Below are 15335 nucleotides of genomic sequence, written 5' to 3'. Positions count from 1 at the left end.
CACTCTTTATCCCACTTCTTCCAGCGCCTGGGCCAGCGGCACATAAAACTCTTCGAACAGTGCATTCACCGCATCGTGAGCTTGATCCGTGACGAATCCGGCCTCCAGCACCAGCACCTGATACACGCCCCGTTTGATGGCCTGTTCGCTCAGATGGTTGGAGTTTTCCCGCGTGGTGCACAGAAAACGCACCCACGAGGTGAGGATGATCCAGGCATTGAGGGTCAGGGATTCGATCTGAACCTTGTCCATGCACAGAATGCCGGCCTCGACGAAGCCCGCGTAGATGTGCGTGCCCTGGATCAGGCAGCGCTGGGAAAAGCGCCGGTAACGGGCGGCCAGCTCGGGATCGCTGTCGAGCAAATGCTCGAGGTCGCGATGCAGGAAGCGGTATTGCCACATGGCTGCGAGCAATTCCTTGAGGTAGAAGCGCTTGTCTTCGACCGTCGCAGCGCGCCCCTGGGGCGGGCGCAGGAAGCTGTCCACCAGGTTTTCGTACTCACTGAACAACACGGCGATGATCGCCTGCTTGTTGGGGAAGTGGTAGTACAGGTTGCCCGGGGAAATCTCCATGTGGGCAGCAATGTGGTTGGTGCTGATGCTGCGCTCACCCTGCTGATTGAACAACTCCAGGCTGTTCTGCACGATGCGCTCGCTGGTTTTGATCCGAGGGGCCATGGCTTGAGCTTTAATTCAGAGTGCGATGAGGGGCATCTTACGACCTATCCACGCATGGATAAAACAAAGCCGTACCAGAGTGTCATTTGACATTCTAGAGCATAGACTCTAAAAAGTTCCTCATTACAATAAATCCGGAGCCGACCATGCCTGCTGACATCGCCTACCTGAAGAACCTGCAGCAGCCTCTGGACGAACTCCAAGCCCTGTTCGATGCTCAACGCGCAGCGTATGCAGCCAACCCGATGCCACCCGCGGCTCAGCGCCAGCAATGGCTAAAGGCGTTGAAGGACCTGCTGAGCAATGAGCGTCAGGCCCTGATCGACGCCATCAGCCAGGACTTCAGCCACCGCAGCGCCGATGAAACCCTGCTCGCCGAACTGATGCCCAGCCTGCACGGCATTCACTACGCCAGCCGGCACCTCAAAGGCTGGATGAAAACCTCGCGACGCAAAGTCGGCCTCGCCTTTCAACCAGCATCGGCCAAAGTGGTTTACCAACCGTTGGGCGTGGTCGGCGTGATCGTGCCGTGGAACTACCCGCTTTACCTGGCCATTGGGCCGCTGGTGGGTGCGTTGTCGGCGGGCAATCGGGTGATGCTCAAACTCAGCGAATCGACCCCTGCCACCGGTTTGCTGCTCAAGGAATTGCTGGGGCGAGTTTTTCCTCAGGACCTGGTCTGCGTGGTACTGGGCGAGGCCGATATCGGTGTGGCGTTCTCGCGGCTGCGTTTTGATCATTTATTGTTCACCGGCGCCACCAGCATCGGCAAACACGTGATGCGCGCGGCGGCCGAGAATCTGACGCCGGTGACCCTCGAACTGGGCGGCAAGTCCCCGGCCATCGTTTCCCGCGATGTGCCGCTCAAGGACGCCGCCGAACGCATCGCTTTCGGCAAGACCCTCAACGCCGGGCAAACCTGTGTCGCCCCGGACTACGTGCTGGTGCCGGAAGACCGCGTCGGCTCTTTCGTCGAAGCCTATCGTCAGGCGGTTCGCGGGTTTTATCCGACGCTGGCCGACAACCCGGACTACACCGCCATTATCAACGACCGGCAGCTGGCGCGGCTCAACGGCTACCTCAGCGATGCCACCAGCAAGGGCGCGTTGCTGATTCCGCTGTTCGATCAGGGCCAGGGGCGGCGCATGAGTCATAGCCTGCTGCTCAACGTCAGCGACGACATGACGGTGATGCAGGACGAAATCTTCGGACCGCTGCTGCCGATCGTGCCGTACAAGGATCTCGATGAAGCGTTTGCCTACATCAACCAACGCCCTCGCCCGCTGGCGCTGTATTACTTCGGCTACGACAAGCGCGAGCAAAACCGCGTCCTCCACGAAACCCATTCCGGTGGCGTTTGCCTCAATGACACCTTGCTGCACGTTGCTCAGGACGACATGCCGTTCGGCGGCATCGGTGCCTCAGGCATGGGCCACTACCACGGCCACGAAGGTTTCCTGACCTTCAGCAAGGCCAAAGGCGTGCTGATCAAACAGCGCTTCAATGCGGCGAAGTTGATCTATCCGCCCTACGGCAAATCCATTCAGAAACTGATCCAGAAGCTGTTTATCCGCTAACGATCATCACCGCCGGGTAATAACAATAATGAGCCCAAGCCTGTCCGACACACCCGCGCTGTCACGGCGCGGCCTGCTTAAACTCAGCCTCGGCGCCAGCGCCTTTCTGGCCACGGCTGGATTGGGCGCGAGCCTCAGCGGCTGCTCGTCGAGCAACCCGGCCAGCGGTTTCGCGATTCTGCGTAGCGGCGACCTGCTGTTTCTGCGGGCAGTGATCCCGGTGATGCTCGACGGTGCCGTGGCCGTCGAAAAAATTCCGGCCGCCGTCGCCGAGACTCTGCACTGCCTGGATAACGGCCTGAATCACCTGTCGCCGGAAATGCTCAAGCTGACCCGGCAATTGTTCGATGTGTTGGGGATGAGCATTACTCGCGGCCCATTGACCGGAATCTGGGGCAGTTGGGAAAACGCCAGCAGCGAACAGATCCGGCACTTTCTCGACCGCTGGGAAAACAGCTCGTTGAGCCTGCTGCGCATGGGCCATAGCTCGTTGCTGCAAATGGTGATGATGGCGTGGTACAGCCGGGCAGAGTCGTGGGCGCATTGCGGGTATCCCGGGCCGCCCACGGTTTGAGACCGAGTCGACCCTATCGCGGGCAAGCCACGCTCCCGCAGGTTTTGAGATGGAGCACCCTTTTGTGAACGACTCAAACCCTGTGGGAGCGTGGCTTGCCCGCGAAGACGTCAGCCGCCACACCACTGCATCCAAAACATAACAACAAGAGCCCCCCAAACATGCCCGTACCCGATCCGTTCCGCGAAGGCCTGGCCCGTGGCTGGAAAACCTACAACGGCGCCCAACTGACCCAGGACCTGACCCTCGAAGCCGACGTGGCGATCATCGGCAGCGGTGCCGGCGGCGGGACCACCGCCGAAATCCTCAGCGCCGCCGGCTACAAGGTGCTGCTGATCGAAGAAGGCCCGCTCAAGACCAGCAGCGACTTCAAGATGCTCGAAGACCAGGCCTACACCAGCCTCTATCAAGAAGGCATCGGGCGCATGAGCAAGGACGGCGCGATCACCATCCTCCAGGGTCGGGCGGTAGGCGGCACTACGCTGATCAACTGGACCTCGAGTTTTCGCACCCCGGACCCGACGCTGGAACACTGGGCCAAAGAGCACGACGTCATAGGCCACACATCGGCCGAGATGGCGCCCTGGTTCGAGAAAATGGAACAACGCCTGGGTGTCGCCCCGTGGCTGGTGCCGCCCAACGCCAACAACGACGTCATCCGCAAAGGCTGCGAAAAACTCGGCTACGCCTGGCATGTGATTCCGCGCAACGTGCGCGGCTGCTGGAACATCGGCTACTGCGGCATGGGTTGCCCGACCAACGCCAAGCAATCAATGCTGGTCACGACCATTCCGGCGACCCTGGAAAAAGGTGGCGAGCTGCTCTACCTGGCCCGCGCCGAAAAGCTGTCGATCAAAGACGGCAGGGTTACGGGCCTGCAATGTTTGGCGATGGATGAACGTTGCGTCGCGCCCACCGGACGCACGATTACGGTCAAGGCGCGGCATTACGTGCTGGCCGGCGGCGGGATCAACAGCCCGGCGCTGCTATTGCGCTCCGAGGCGCCGGATCCGCACGAGCGGCTGGGTAAACGGACCTTCCTTCACTTGGTAAACATGTCCGCCGGGCTGTTTGATGAGGTGATCAACCCGTTCTACGGCGCGCCGCAGTCGATCTATTCCGACCATTTCCAATGGCAGGATGGCACCACCGGCAAGATGTCCTACAAACTTGAAGTTCCACCGCTCCACCCGGCGCTGGCCAGCACATTACTCGGTGGTTTCGGCACGGAAAGCGCCCGGCATATGGAAAACCTGCCGCACACCCACGCCATGCTGGCGTTGCTGCGGGACGGTTTTCACCCGGACAGCCCTGGCGGCAGCGTTGAATTGCGCGGTGACGGTACACCGGTGCTCGACTATCAGGTTTCACCGTATGCCTGGGACGGGTTGCGCCGGGCGTTCCACAGCATGGCCGAGATCCAGTTCGCCGGGGGCGCCAACGCCGTGATGCCGATGCACGCCGACGCTCGTTACGTGAAAACACTTACCGAAGCGCGCGCATTAATCGACGATTTGAGCCTTGAGTTGTACCGCACGCGCTTGGGCAGTGCTCATGTGATGGGCGGTTGTGCCATGGGTGAAGACCCGAAAAACGCCGTGACCGACAGCCTCGGCCGACATCACCAATTGCGCAATCTGTCGATTCATGACGGCTCGCTTTTCCCCACCAGCATTGGGGCAAACCCACAATTGTCGGTCTACGGACTGACGGCGCAATTGGCCACTTCGCTGGCCGAACGTTTGAAAAACCCATGAAAACGCGGAATATTCCCATCGTCTATAGTGCTTTCTTACCCAACAGGCGACTTGGCCGACCGGGAAGGCTGCGATACCATCCGACTCCCCAACGGACTCCCGCCAGGACGACGCGATGAACCGAGTGTTGTACCCAGGTACCTTCGACCCTATTACCAAGGGCCATGGCGATCTGGTCGAACGCGCCTCGCGCCTGTTCGATCATGTGATCATTGCCGTCGCCGCCAGCCCGAAAAAAAACCCGCTGTTTCCTCTGGAACAACGTGTGGAGCTGGCCCGCGAGGTCACCAAACATTTGCCGAACGTTGAAGTCGTCGGCTTCTCGACGTTGCTCGCGCACTTCGCCAAAGAGAAGAACGCCAACGTATTCCTGCGTGGTTTGCGCGCGGTATCGGACTTCGAATACGAATTCCAGCTGGCCAACATGAACCGCCAACTGGCACCGGATGTGGAAAGCCTGTTTCTTACCCCGTCCGAGCGTTATTCGTTCATTTCCTCGACGCTGGTTCGTGAAATCGCAGCCTTGGGCGGCGATATCACCAAGTTCGTCCACCCGGCGGTGGCCGACGCCCTCACCCTACGCTTTAAAAAGTAGGAGCTGCCGCAGGCTGCGATCTTTTGGGGTTGCCGCAGTCTTCGATCACTGCACTTGATCGTGCCCGCGTGCACTGCGGGCGCCAATGCGGCACAATTGTGCGCATTGATTTATTGCGCCCGGGCCTGCCGCCCCGGCTGGAGTTAGCATGTCCCTGATCATCACCGACGATTGCATCAACTGCGACGTCTGCGAACCCGAGTGCCCGAACGCCGCCATCTCCCAGGGCGAAGAGATCTACGTGATCGACCCGAACCTGTGTACACAATGTGTCGGCCACTACGACGAACCGCAGTGCCAGCAGGTCTGCCCGGTGGATTGCATCCCGCTGGACGAGGCTCATCCGGAGACTGAAGAACAGTTGATGGAGAAGTACCGCAAGCTTACCGGTAAGGCTTGAGTCATCCGGCGACTTCAACGCCGCCATCGCGGGCAAGCCCGCTCCCACAAGGACCGCGTAAACCCTGTGGGAGCGGCGGTGCGGCGATCCGACTTGCCCGCGATGAGGTCATCAGCCACACCGTAGATGTAACTGATTTCACTCCCGCTGCTCAAATCCCTCCCCGATACACCCCAGGCACCGCACAAATGCGGCTTTCGCCGGGTCGACCACCAACGCCTGCCCCGCATCGCCAATGCCGCCACCCAGCGCGGTAAACGGTAACGACACCACAAATGCCCCGGCACCGATCACCGTCGCCACCACCAATAACGGTCGGGCAATCAGTAAATCGCCAAGCATGGCGTAGGCCGGTGGGTTCTGGATGGTGTAACGCGGATCGCCGCTGCCGTTCTCAGCCGCCAGCGCGGATGCACCGACGCTCAGCAGCAGCGTAACAACAAGGGTTCGAAACAGATTCATGGCACGGTCCTTCGGCTAGGCAGTGAGAACACTGACTATAGACCGTAGCCGATATCAGCTCTGGCAGCGCGGACAAAAGACGCTGGCGCGCTGCCCAAGCTTGACTTCCCGCAGCCCTGTGCCACAGACCTTGCAGTGCTCACCACCACGGCCGTACACGAACAGTTCCTGCTGGAAGTAACCCGGTTGACCGTCGCCGCCGATAAAGTCCCGCAACGTGGTGCCGCCGCGCTCGATGGCGAGGGCCAGGATGCGCTTGATCTCGATCGCCAGCTTCAAATAGCGCCCCCGGGAAATGCTCTTGGCTTCGCGACGCGGGTCGATGCCAGCCGCAAACAACGCTTCGGTCGCGTAGATATTGCCGACGCCGACCACCACCGCGTTATCCATGATGAACGGCTTGACCGCCATGGAACGCCCGCGCGATTGCTGGAACAGCCGCTCGCCGTCAAACAGATCGGTCAACGGCTCCGGCCCGAGGCGAATCAGCAATTCGTGGTTCAGGGGATCCAGGCTCCAGAGCATCGCCCCAAACCGTCGCGGGTCGGTGTAGCGCAGGGCCAGGCCCGATTCCAGTTCAATGTCCACATGCTCATGCTTGGCCGCCGGCATGCCGACTTCCACCAGCCGCAGGTTCCCCGACATCCCCAAATGGCTGATCAGTGTGCCCACTTCGGCGTTGATCAGCAGGTACTTGGCGCGCCGCTCCACCAGCACGATGCGCTGGCCGGACAGCCGCACATCCAGGTCTTCGGGGATCGGCCAGCGCAGACGGCGCTCACGCACGATCACCCGGCTGACGCGCTGGCCTTCCAGGTACGGTGCAATCCCGCGGCGGGTGGTTTCGACTTCCGGCAGTTCAGGCATGGGGCTCTCGAATCAGGCGAGGCTCGACACTCAACGAGTGGCGAGGTCGCGAATCTCTTGTTTCTGGGTTTCGAAATCGTATTCCGACAGACCGATGTAATCGAGCACAAGAGGCCCGACACTGTTCCATTCATGGTCTTCAGACTGGTTGCCCAGCACCCGGAAGGAGGCGCAAATGTGCTCGGCCATCTTCAGGATCGCCAGCAAGTTTTTCAGCGGCGTGTTGCGTGACGATTCATCGCTGAAAATAGCCAGGGAGTTGTGATGGTTGGCAATGGCCTGAGTGACGTGTTCCGGCAGGCGCCAGGATTTGGCGGTGTAATACCCGACCACGGCATGGTTGGTGTTGTATTGCTTGTTCTCGGTATCCACCACGCGGCATTCGGCGCTGGCATTGCCATAGGCCTGTTCCAGCACTTTCATGTAGTCGGGGAATTTCTTGAGCATCAACGGGATGCCGCAATCGTGGAACAGCCCCAGCGCATAGGCTTCATCACCGGCCTGGACACCAACGCGCTTGGCCAGAGTCAGGCATGTCATCGCCACGTCCTGCGCCGTGTCCCAGAAACGGTTGAGGGTGCCGATGGCGTCGTCGTTCAGTTCGCCCTTGATCGACTGGGCATTGATCAGGTTGATGATCGAACGGCTGCCCAACAGGTTCACTGCCCGCTGGATCGCGGTGATTTTGTTACTCAGGCCGTAATACGGCGAGTTGACGATTTTCAGCAAGGCGCCGGAAAGGCCTGGGTCCTGGGAGATCAGCTTCGCGATCACTTCCAGGTCCGGGTCGGGCATGTATTGCTCCATCTGCAGATCCACCATGATCTGCGGCTGAGGCGGAACACTGATGCCTTGCAGGGACTGTTGAATCTGTTCGGCCGTCAGCTCTTGGGACATAAGTACACACTCCGGGTCAGGCGGGGATTCTAACCCTTAAGAAGAGGGATCTGACACTGTGGCCGGAACATCGCTTGAAGTTTCATCAGAAAATGCTCAGGCCCTCTTCCAGGTACAAAACAACTCCTGTGGCGAGGGAGCTTGCTCCCGCTCGGCTGCGAAGCAGTCGCAAATCCAGCGAATGCGGCTTGTCTGATGCACTGCAACTACCGATTTTGGGACGGCTTCGCCATCCAGCGGGAGCAAGCTCCCTCGCCACATGTCCACTCGCCGGCCTATCCAGGATCTCAACACGCTATACTCCCGCTCTTTTTTCCGGAGCGACGTCATGTCCCTGCCTAGCCTGCGCCTCAAAGCCAACGCCGACCGTCGCCTGCGAAACGGCCACTTGTGGGTCTACAGCAACGAAATCGATGTAGCCGCTACGCCTTTGCACGGTTTCAAGGCCGGCGACCAGGCGATCCTCGAAGCCGCCAGCGGCAAGCCGCTGGGCATCGTGGCCATGAGCCCGAACAACCTGATTTGCGCCCGCCTGCTGTCGCGCGACATCAAGTTGCCGCTGGACAAGTCGCTGCTGGTGCATCGCCTGAACGTTGCCCTGTCCCTGCGCGATCGCCTGTTCGACAAGCCGTTCTATCGCCTGGTCTACGGCGACTCCGACCTGCTGCCAGGCCTGGTGGTCGACCGTTTCGGCGACATTCTGGTAGTCCAGATCGCCTCGGCGACCATGGAAGCTCATAGAGATGACGTGATCGCGGCACTGACCCAAGTGCTCAAGCCAAGCGGCATTCTGTTTAAGAACGACTCTGCTGCCCGTGATGCCGAAGGCCTCAACCGCTACGTCGAAACCGTATTCGGCCTGGTGCCGGAATGGGTCGCGCTGGAAGAGAACGGCGTGAAATTCGAAGCGCCAGTCATCCAGGGGCAGAAAACCGGTTGGTTCTACGACCACCGCATGAACCGCGCGCGTCTGGCACCTTACGCCAAAGGCAAACGCGTACTGGACTTGTACAGCTACATCGGCGGCTGGGGCGTTCAAGCGGCTGCCTTCGGCGCCAGTGAAGTGTTCTGCGTCGATGCTTCGGCCTTCGCCCTCGACGGCGTCGAGCGCAATGCCGCACTGAACGGTGTCGCCGAAAAAATGACCTGCATCGAAGGCGACGTATTCGAAGCCCTGAAGGAACTGAAAGCCAGCGAAGAGCGTTTCGACGTCATCGTGGCCGACCCTCCTGCCTTCATCAAACGCAAGAAAGACATGAAAAACGGTGAAGGCGCCTACCGTCGCCTGAACGAGCAAGCCATGCGCCTGCTTAGCAAGGACGGCATCCTGGTCAGCGCTTCGTGCTCGATGCACCTGCCGGAAGACGATCTGCAGAACATTCTGCTGACCAGCGCCCGTCACCTGGACCGCAACATCCAGATGCTGGAGCGCGGCGGCCAGGGCCCGGATCACCCGGTACACCCAGCGATTGCCGAGACTCGCTACATCAAGAGCATCACCTGCCGTCTGCTGCCAAACAGCTGAGTACGCTGGTTTGACGGGGAGTCAACAGGCTCTCCGTCAGCCGTTTTAACGCCACACCATCCACTCTTCAGCCTCTGCTTCTTACTCTTGCGGTCCTACTGACTTGCAGGACGTTTCTCTGCATTTTTTATTTAAAAGAATATAACTTACAAACTTACTCCTACCGCCAGATCGCTCCGACAAAATTACTAGAATATTCCTACTTAATATCCCCTTGATAAGAGCTCATTACAGCCTATGATTGAGTTGTCACCGCGAAGTGACACTCACTATCAATGACAAGGAGTCAAAAAACATGAAAGCAATTATTCTGGAAACAAACAAAATCGCTAACCTGGCTTTTCTGGTTGCGCCAAAAACCCGCTAAGTAGATGAAACGCTGGGGAGTGCCGGCTACCCAGCGTTTTCTATGGCACAGCCCAGAGTGAACCGCCCATCATGCAGATAAATCCATACTTGTTCATACTTCCCCGTACGCCCGGCCAAATAGTCTGGGATTACAAAAGCCACAAACAATTTGAACTTAATCTTGAATATTCAACCCGGCTTGCACAACTTATCAACAACCCCGAACTGTATAACAACAGCAACATAGTAGACACTCAACTTCTAAACTCCGGAATACTGACCACCTCAATACAAGGCACTATTGAATGGGGCTGGGATGAACTGTCGAAGATATTCCATATCGGCACCAAGAACATTCCCTGCGAACATGTTCCTCAGAATATTCATGAATGGTCGAGACACTATCTGGACCATTGCACCGAAGTACTGGACGCACCCGCGCCGGACGCCAGGCTCACAGAGCGCCAGGCATACGAGCTGATTACCCTGCCAAAACCGTCCTGTCTGCCGGAGGGCTCTCTTGCCACCGTCCTGATCGGCCGAAAAACCTGCCGCACCTTCACGGATGAAGTGGTTTCACTGGAAGATGTCGGCACACTGCTTTACCTGTCCCTGGGCTACTTGCATGAGCGCGAAAATGACGTCGACGAAACCACTGTCGAAGGTCTCGGTGCCCGACGCAGCAGCCCGTCCGGCGGCGGGTTGAATGCCTGCGAAGGCTTTCTTCATGTACAAAACGTCAGCGGCCTGAATCCAGGGCTCTACGCCTACCATCCCACCGACCATGCACTGAGCTTCGTCAACCCGGTACCTGACTCGCCCCTGGGGCAATTGCTGTGTGGGCAACACTTCATCAATAACCTGCCCGTGGGCTTGTTCATTACTGCTCGCTTCGACAAGTTGTGGTGGAAATATGGACACTCACGAGCCTACCGAATGGCTTACGTCGAGGCAGGCCATATCTCCCAGACCTTTCAACTGGTGGCCACTGCACTGGGGTTGAACACGTGGCTGACCGGAGCACTGACGGACGATCAGGTCGAAACATTGCTGGGGCTCGAGAACAACGCAGAACAACCCCTGTTTTTTGTTGGCTGTGGCCACAGTGATGGACAAGTGATGTGCAAGGAATTGAAGGATCTGCTGAGCAGTCGGGAGTCGCAACAATGATCGACCCCATCATTGCCCCGTTGGACCACACCGTGTCCTGGCCTCTGCGTTTCACCCTCGGCGACTGGAATACCCGCGCGTCGGTGCGAACCAGCGAGCATGACTATCTATTACCGCCAGACCTGGAACAGCAACTGGAAACACGTCACTGGTTTCCCCCAGGCTTGCTGGCTTACCTGAATCACCCGGCTATCAAAGCACTGGGTCCAACCGTCATCCATCGGCTGTCGGCCAATCATCTGGTGTACTTCCTCGACTACACCACCGTGCTCGAACACCGCATCGTCAACCGTTCCGTGGAGACCATCATCCACGGTGAACTGAAGGTCCACATTCCCTCACGGATGAAAACCGCTGCGCTTCAGCTTTACACCGACGAGGGTTATCACGCCCTGTTCTCCAATAGCCTTGCCGAGCAGATCGCCAAATATTATGGAATCGGCCTGCGCCCGGTCATGCCCCACCGCATCACGCGATTGAACACCCTGCTCGACCGCACACCCGACAAACACCGGGCGCTGGCCTGGTTTCTCGTCGGGTTCGTGTCGGAGACGATCATTGCCCGGGAACTGCTCGACGCCTGCCGTGACGATCTGGTGTCCAGCGTCCAGGCAATGCTCAGGGATCATCTCGCGGACGAGGCGCGCCACAGTCGCTATTTCTCTGAAGTGTTCCATTACCTGTGGCTGACGCTGAACAGCCGTCAACGCGCGTTCGCCGCCAGGCTGCTGCTGGACAGCATCCGGATTTTCTTCGAGGCCGATGACGCATGGCTGCGGGAAAGCCTGCGCAGCGCGGGTATCGGCGAGACTGCCGTCACGGAAATTCTCGGCGAACTGACCAGCCCCCAGGCCACCCTTCAGCGTGTGCGATCCGGCGCCGGCGCGACGCTTCAGGCGTTGAGAAAAGCCGGCTTCTTCGCCCTGTCTTACAACCAGCAACTGTTCCTGAAGGCAGGACTTATCGATGGATGAAGGTCACTCTGCCGCAACCTCCAGACACCGCCGAGGAAAGGTCAGCCTGTTGTTGGCAATGGTGCTGCTTGGCGTGTTCCCGCTGGATGTCCTGCTTCCTTCGTTCCCTGCGCTCGCCGAACACTTTCGCAACACGCGCGCCGATATTGCGCTGTCGGTCAGTCTGTTTGCCATCGGCATAGCGGCCTCTCAACTGCTGATCGGGCCGCTGTCGGATGTGATCGGGCGCAAAGGGCTGCTGCTCGCCGGAATAACCGTTTCGATGCTGGGCGCAGTGGGCTGCCTATTGACCACGGACTATGCCTACTTCCTGCTGTTTCGTGTCATTCAAGCCTTGGGCTGCGGGTGTTTCGTACTGTCACAAGCGCTGGTTCAGGATCTGTTCGAGGGTGAGGAACGTACCCGGTTGCGGGTCCTGATGGTCACCGCCAGCGGCATTTTCATCTCGGTCTCGCCATTGGCCGGGACATTCCTGCAAGCCACGCTGGGCTGGCAGGGCAGCTTCTGGATGTTTATCGCAGTGGCTGGCGTGGTACTGCTCAAAGCCTGTCTGTTTCTCGAAAACACCCGTCCGGTGGCAACCGGAGCCCGGCCAAGTATCCTCCAGTCCTATGGTCGGGTCCTGCGTGATGCCGACTTCCTGCCCTACTGGTTGATCTCTGCCTTTGCTTTCGCCTGCCATTTTTCGTTCATCGTCATTTCGCCGCTGATTTTCATGGATCAACTCCAGCTATCGGCCTATGACTTCTCGCTGATTCTGTTGATGTACGGCGGCGCCTACATTGTCGGCGGCATGGTGGCGACTCTCTTGGGTAAACGCATCAGTCCCGGTCATCAAATCATCAGCGGGCTGAGCCTGATCCTGCTGTCTGGCCTCATCATGCTTTACCTCGCGAGCCACTTTGCGCTGTCCCCGATCACCGTCCTGGTACCGATGCTTATCTGTACCGCCGGCACCACCATCACTCGACCGGCCGCCAGTTCCAAAGCCATGAGCCTGTTCCCTGAAAATGCGGGAACCTCCGCGTCGGCCGGCAGCACAGTGACTTTCATCTGCGGCGGATTGATCAGTGCGCTCATCAGCTTGAGCCCGGCCAATCTGCAATCCACTCTTGGATACAGCTTCATCATTTTGAGCTGCGTGGCGCTGGCGCTGAACAGTCGCATCAATCGTCGAGCCAAAAGCCCAAGAGCCAGCCCAAGCGTCGAATAATCCGGCCGATCGTCACCCCACACGCGCCATCAGCGCTGGTTCAACACTTTCCGGCATTCCCTCCTGACGCCAGCGGTGTAGAATCGCGAGATTCATCGCCATTCATCCCCCGGCGGGTTTATGAGCTCAAGCTGAAGCGCGCGGCGATCCCGCAAAGTTATCGGCAACTTCCGGACACACGGCCATTTCTGAGTGTTCCAGACGTCAATAGAAGCTCACTTCCCTTTTGATACCTGATTAGCCGCCCGGAGTGCTTCATGCCTGATTACCGCTCGAAAACATCCACCCACGGCCGCAACATGGCCGGTGCCCGTGCACTGTGGCGCGCCACGGGGATGAAAGATGACGACTTCAAGAAGCCGATCATCGCCATTGCCAACTCCTTTACCCAGTTCGTACCGGGCCATGTGCACCTCAAGGATCTGGGGCAACTGGTCGCTCGCGAAATCGAACGGGCCGGCGGCGTCGCCAAGGAATTCAACACCATCGCCGTGGATGATGGCATCGCCATGGGCCACGACGGCATGCTCTATTCGCTGCCGAGCCGCGAGATCATCGCCGACTCCGTCGAATACATGGTCAACGCCCACTGCGCCGACGCCATCGTCTGCATCTCCAACTGCGACAAGATCACCCCTGGCATGCTGATGGCCGCCCTGCGCCTGAACATCCCGGTGATCTTCGTGTCCGGCGGCCCGATGGAAGCCGGCAAGACCAAACTGGCCAGCCACGGTCTCGATCTGGTCGATGCCATGGTGATCGCCGCCGACTCCAGCGCATCCGACGAGAAAGTCGCGGAGTACGAGCGTAGCGCCTGCCCGACGTGCGGCTCCTGTTCCGGCATGTTCACCGCCAACTCGATGAACTGCCTGGTTGAAGCCCTGGGCCTGGCATTGCCGGGCAACGGTTCGACCCTGGCCACCCACAGCGACCGCGAACAGCTGTTCCTGCAGGCCGGCCGCACCATCGTCGAGCTGTGCAAGCGTTACTACGGCGAGAACGATGAGTCGGTGTTGCCGCGCAACATCGCCAACTTCAAGGCGTTCGAAAACGCCATGACCCTGGATATCGCCATGGGCGGTTCCACCAACACCATCCTGCACTTGCTGGCCGCGGCCCAGGAAGCCGAGATCGATTTCGACCTGCGCGACATCGACCGTCTCTCCCGCCATGTGCCGCAACTGTGCAAGGTCGCGCCGAACATCCAGAAGTACCACATGGAAGACGTGCACCGTGCCGGCGGGATCTTCAGCATCCTCGGTTCCCTGGCCCGTGGCGGTCTGTTGCACACCGACCTGCCGACCGTGCACAGCAAGTCCTTGGCTGAAGGCATCGCCAAGTGGGACATCACCCAGACCACCGACGAAGCCGTGCATCACTTCTTCAAGGCCGGCCCGGCGGGCATCCCGACGCAAACCGCGTTCAGTCAGTCGACCCGTTGGGAAACCCTGGATGACGACCGTGAAAACGGCTGCATCCGCAGTGTCGAACACGCTTACTCGAAAGAAGGCGGCCTGGCCGTTCTGTACGGCAACATCGCTCTGGATGGCTGCGTGGTGAAAACCGCCGGCGTCGACGAGTCGATCCACGTCTTCGAAGGCAACGCGAAGATCTTCGAAAGCCAGGACAGCGCCGTACGCGGCATCCTCGCCGACGAAGTGAAGGCCGGCGACATCGTGATCATTCGTTACGAAGGCCCGAAAGGCGGCCCGGGCATGCAGGAAATGCTGTACCCGACGTCTTACCTGAAATCCAAAGGCCTGGGCAAAGCTTGTGCCCTGCTCACCGACGGCCGCTTCTCTGGCGGTACTTCGGGCCTGTCCATCGGCCACGCTTCGCCAGAAGCCGCTGCCGGCGGCGCGATCGGTCTGGTGCAGGATGGCGACAAGGTACTGATCGACATTCCAAACCGCTCGATCAACCTGTTGATCAGCGATGAAGAAATGGCCGCGCGCCGTGCCGAACAGGACAAGAAAGGCTGGAAACCGGTGGAAGTGCGTCCACGTAAAGTGACCACTGCGCTGAAAGCGTATGCCCTGTTGGCCACCAGCGCCGACAAGGGTGCGGTACGTAACAAGGCGATGCTCGACGGGTTGTAATACTTAACCGTCGAACAAAAAAATGCCCCGCCAAGTGCGGGGCATTTTTTTTCATTTAGCTCGGTTAAATGTGGGAGCGAGCCTGCTCGCGAAGCGGTGTGTCATTCAACATTAATGGTGAATGTTATGGCCCCATCGCGGGCAAGTCGGATCGCCGCACCGCCGCTCCCACAGGGATCTTCGGTGTTCATACAATCTA

General features: G+C 59.2%; 14 protein-coding genes. 10 read left to right on the top strand and 4 right to left on the bottom strand.

The genetic code is table 11. From position 1 onward, the window contains the following. Positions 1–6 precede the first annotated feature (6 nt). Positions 7–678 carry a TetR/AcrR family transcriptional regulator gene (locus ACZ3HH_RS09210; protein ID WP_192344927.1) on the bottom strand — a complete coding sequence of 224 codons (672 nt, stop codon included), beginning with the start codon at positions 676–678 and terminating at the stop codon, positions 7–9. Positions 679–824: 146 nt separating this feature from the next. Between ACZ3HH_RS09210 and ACZ3HH_RS09205 the strand changes: the two genes are divergently transcribed. The 5 genes from ACZ3HH_RS09205 (at position 825) to ACZ3HH_RS09185 (ending at position 5581) form a co-directional block, all read left to right on the top strand. Continuing rightward, positions 825–2255, top strand: a complete 1431-nt coding sequence (locus ACZ3HH_RS09205) for a coniferyl aldehyde dehydrogenase (protein WP_465804143.1) — start codon at positions 825–827, stop codon at positions 2253–2255. 28 nt (positions 2256–2283) lie between these two features. Next, a complete protein-coding gene (locus tag ACZ3HH_RS09200) occupies positions 2284–2829 on the top strand; it encodes a twin-arginine translocation pathway signal protein (RefSeq protein WP_465804142.1) in 546 nt (181 codons plus the stop codon). Between the two features lie 161 nt (positions 2830–2990). Next, the gene (locus tag ACZ3HH_RS09195) at positions 2991–4586 is read left to right on the top strand and encodes a GMC family oxidoreductase (protein WP_465804141.1); all 1596 of its coding nucleotides are present in this window, start codon (positions 2991–2993) and stop codon (positions 4584–4586) included. 115 nt (positions 4587–4701) lie between these two features. Beyond that, complete coding sequence (coaD, locus tag ACZ3HH_RS09190) at positions 4702–5181, top strand: pantetheine-phosphate adenylyltransferase (RefSeq protein WP_007897855.1); 480 nt, start codon at positions 4702–4704, stop codon at positions 5179–5181. A gap of 148 nt (positions 5182–5329) precedes the next feature. After that, positions 5330–5581, top strand: a complete 252-nt coding sequence (locus tag ACZ3HH_RS09185; RefSeq protein ID WP_008150569.1) for a YfhL family 4Fe-4S dicluster ferredoxin — start codon at positions 5330–5332, stop codon at positions 5579–5581. A 138-nt stretch (positions 5582–5719) separates the two neighbouring features. Here the strand turns inward: ACZ3HH_RS09185 and ACZ3HH_RS09180 are convergent, their stop codons facing one another. From ACZ3HH_RS09180 to ACZ3HH_RS09170, 3 genes are read right to left on the bottom strand one after another with little or no spacing between them, the layout of a single operon-like run. Further along, the gene (locus tag ACZ3HH_RS09180; protein ID WP_465804140.1) at positions 5720–6043 is read right to left on the bottom strand and encodes a multidrug transporter; all 324 of its coding nucleotides are present in this window, start codon (positions 6041–6043) and stop codon (positions 5720–5722) included. A 54-nt stretch (positions 6044–6097) separates the two neighbouring features. Beyond that, positions 6098–6910 carry a bifunctional DNA-formamidopyrimidine glycosylase/DNA-(apurinic or apyrimidinic site) lyase gene (mutM, locus tag ACZ3HH_RS09175; RefSeq protein WP_465804139.1) on the bottom strand — a complete coding sequence of 271 codons (813 nt, stop codon included), beginning with the start codon at positions 6908–6910 and terminating at the stop codon, positions 6098–6100. A gap of 30 nt (positions 6911–6940) precedes the next feature. Continuing rightward, positions 6941–7807 (bottom strand): HDOD domain-containing protein, encoded by an 867-nt coding sequence (locus ACZ3HH_RS09170; RefSeq protein WP_465804138.1) that lies wholly within the window; start codon positions 7805–7807, stop codon positions 6941–6943. A 328-nt stretch (positions 7808–8135) separates the two neighbouring features. Here ACZ3HH_RS09170 and ACZ3HH_RS09165 point away from each other — a divergent pair, with 328 nt between their 5' ends. The 5 genes from ACZ3HH_RS09165 (at position 8136) to ilvD (ending at position 15136) form a co-directional block, all read left to right on the top strand. Continuing rightward, the gene (locus ACZ3HH_RS09165) at positions 8136–9332 is read left to right on the top strand and encodes a class I SAM-dependent rRNA methyltransferase (protein ID WP_465804137.1); all 1197 of its coding nucleotides are present in this window, start codon (positions 8136–8138) and stop codon (positions 9330–9332) included. Positions 9333–9770: 438 nt separating this feature from the next. Continuing rightward, positions 9771–10850, top strand: a complete 1080-nt coding sequence (locus tag ACZ3HH_RS09160) for a SagB family peptide dehydrogenase (protein WP_465804136.1) — start codon at positions 9771–9773, stop codon at positions 10848–10850. Then, positions 10847–11824, top strand: a complete 978-nt coding sequence (locus tag ACZ3HH_RS09155) for a diiron oxygenase (RefSeq protein WP_465804135.1) — start codon at positions 10847–10849, stop codon at positions 11822–11824. Before ACZ3HH_RS09160 ends, ACZ3HH_RS09155 begins: the two co-directional genes overlap by 4 nt. Then, complete coding sequence (locus ACZ3HH_RS09150) at positions 11817–13037, top strand: MFS transporter (RefSeq protein ID WP_465804134.1); 1221 nt, start codon at positions 11817–11819, stop codon at positions 13035–13037. Before ACZ3HH_RS09155 ends, ACZ3HH_RS09150 begins: the two co-directional genes overlap by 8 nt. A 257-nt stretch (positions 13038–13294) precedes the next feature. Then, on the top strand, positions 13295–15136 hold the full coding sequence (gene ilvD, locus ACZ3HH_RS09145) for a dihydroxy-acid dehydratase (protein ID WP_123719714.1): 1842 nt from the start codon (positions 13295–13297) through the stop codon (positions 15134–15136). The last annotated feature ends 199 nt before the right edge of the window (positions 15137–15335 follow it).

This window comes from Pseudomonas sp. PME37.24/025, assembly GCF_055556615.1.
This window is presented reverse-complemented; position numbering and strand designations above follow the sequence as displayed.

What these genes read in the sequence shown, in the direction of transcription:
- ACZ3HH_RS09210 (WP_192344927.1), bottom strand. Translation starts at nt 678, where the DNA reads ATGGCCCCTCGGATCAAAACCAGCGAGCGCATCGTGCAGAACAGCCTG.
- ACZ3HH_RS09205 (WP_465804143.1), top strand. Translation starts at nt 825, where the DNA reads ATGCCTGCTGACATCGCCTACCTGAAGAACCTGCAGCAGCCTCTGGAC.
- ACZ3HH_RS09200 (WP_465804142.1), top strand. Translation starts at nt 2,284, where the DNA reads ATGAGCCCAAGCCTGTCCGACACACCCGCGCTGTCACGGCGCGGCCTG.
- ACZ3HH_RS09195 (WP_465804141.1), top strand. Translation starts at nt 2,991, where the DNA reads ATGCCCGTACCCGATCCGTTCCGCGAAGGCCTGGCCCGTGGCTGGAAA.
- coaD (WP_007897855.1), top strand. Translation starts at nt 4,702, where the DNA reads ATGAACCGAGTGTTGTACCCAGGTACCTTCGACCCTATTACCAAGGGC.
- ACZ3HH_RS09185 (WP_008150569.1), top strand. Translation starts at nt 5,330, where the DNA reads ATGTCCCTGATCATCACCGACGATTGCATCAACTGCGACGTCTGCGAA.
- ACZ3HH_RS09180 (WP_465804140.1), bottom strand. Translation starts at nt 6,043, where the DNA reads ATGAATCTGTTTCGAACCCTTGTTGTTACGCTGCTGCTGAGCGTCGGT.
- mutM (WP_465804139.1), bottom strand. Translation starts at nt 6,910, where the DNA reads ATGCCTGAACTGCCGGAAGTCGAAACCACCCGCCGCGGGATTGCACCG.
- ACZ3HH_RS09170 (WP_465804138.1), bottom strand. Translation starts at nt 7,807, where the DNA reads ATGTCCCAAGAGCTGACGGCCGAACAGATTCAACAGTCCCTGCAAGGC.
- ACZ3HH_RS09165 (WP_465804137.1), top strand. Translation starts at nt 8,136, where the DNA reads ATGTCCCTGCCTAGCCTGCGCCTCAAAGCCAACGCCGACCGTCGCCTG.
- ACZ3HH_RS09160 (WP_465804136.1), top strand. Translation starts at nt 9,771, where the DNA reads ATGCAGATAAATCCATACTTGTTCATACTTCCCCGTACGCCCGGCCAA.
- ACZ3HH_RS09155 (WP_465804135.1), top strand. Translation starts at nt 10,847, where the DNA reads ATGATCGACCCCATCATTGCCCCGTTGGACCACACCGTGTCCTGGCCT.
- ACZ3HH_RS09150 (WP_465804134.1), top strand. Translation starts at nt 11,817, where the DNA reads ATGGATGAAGGTCACTCTGCCGCAACCTCCAGACACCGCCGAGGAAAG.
- ilvD (WP_123719714.1), top strand. Translation starts at nt 13,295, where the DNA reads ATGCCTGATTACCGCTCGAAAACATCCACCCACGGCCGCAACATGGCC.